The 1,274-nt window shown below is 42.1% G+C and carries 1 protein-coding gene and 1 pseudogene; both read right to left on the bottom strand.

Annotated elements, in window-relative coordinates:
* Positions 1–440: pseudogene (locus tag QN359_RS19705) on the bottom strand (IS3 family transposase); the annotation flags it as partial.
* A gap of 210 nt (positions 441–650) precedes the next feature.
* Positions 651–1,274, bottom strand: a 624-nt coding sequence (locus QN359_RS19700) for a hypothetical protein (RefSeq protein ID WP_323493413.1), incomplete at its 5' end; no start/stop codon positions are given.

Genomic DNA, 1,274 nt, shown 5'->3' with positions numbered 1-1,274 from the left:
CACAGGGCGCGCAGCTTTTTTTGCAGCACCAATAACGCTGCTGCTTCTGCCAGCGCCTTATTTTTACGGTCTACTTCGCGTTGTAATTCTTTGATTTTTTTCTGATAGGACTGCGTCGTTTTTTGTTGTTCAGCTTGGGCTACTGGCTGTCCATTTTGCGCAGCCACGGCCAGTTCTCGCCAGGTCTTGACTTGTGCTGGATAAAGTCCTTTGCCACGACAATATAGTGCCAGATCGGCTTCATTGAGTGCGGCGGTTTCTACAATGATGGCGAACTTGGCTTGGGCAGTCCATTGCTCATTGTTGCGGTCAGTTGTTGGCACAGGGCGTCCTTGCTGACGTAGTTTTGTACGCCAGTTATAAAGTGTGGCTTCAGAAATGCCTTCCTGCTTCGACATGCTGACAATGGAAGGGGCATCCGGGGCCAACATTTTAATCAAAATAGCCTGCTTGCGTTCGTTTGGTATGCGAGACATGTATCAATCCTGCCGCCGTAATAGTTGGAAAATGCCGAAATCGGCAACTTACCAACTATCCTGACACAGAGGGAACACCCCACATAAGGTGATCAGAAATAATTAAATATGCAACTGCACCTTCCGCTGAAATTGCGATCAGATCTACGACACCTTTTTGCTCAATAGTCACATTTACTCCGGCCTCATAATTTCAACTATAGTAGGTGAAATTTGGGTGCCACCAGGTGAACTAATTATCGAGGGGAGGTCAACAGTTGAATTCGCTATTAAAATTGCTTCTTCGTATTTTTCTAAGTTATCACTAACCCAGCTTTCACCGATACGTTCCAAATGAAATTTGACGACCACACCAAACTCATCTTTTGAGACAATTGCATTCACCAATTCATTTTTATTATGTTGTCTCCAAGCCTTAAACAACTCATCGATAAACAAAAAGGCATTATCCAAATAATTACTTTCAACATAATCGTCAATGTGTACAGAATTAAAGAAACATTCATAGCCAGTTTTATCAGGAAAAGTTTCCAAATCAACGTTTACATCTTTGCTTGATAGAGCAGCTAAGAGTTGACATCCATTTCGCTTACAAAAACCCATAGAAATATAGTTGGACAAGTCAGCTGGCAATGATTTGGTTTTACAACTCATGTCGTTAATTAAATCAGACATTTTTTTATTCATCCGTAACATACTTATTCTCCCAAATATTTGGTCAATAAAGTGGCCCCCTAAGTCCAGACAATTATTCAAAGAGTTTAAGATAGTGCCTGTTTCTGCCACAGCTGCGCGGCG

Source organism: Undibacterium sp. 5I2 (assembly GCF_035019605.1).
Taxonomy (GTDB): Bacteria; Pseudomonadota; Gammaproteobacteria; order Burkholderiales; family Burkholderiaceae_D; genus Undibacterium.
This window is presented reverse-complemented; position numbering and strand designations above follow the sequence as displayed.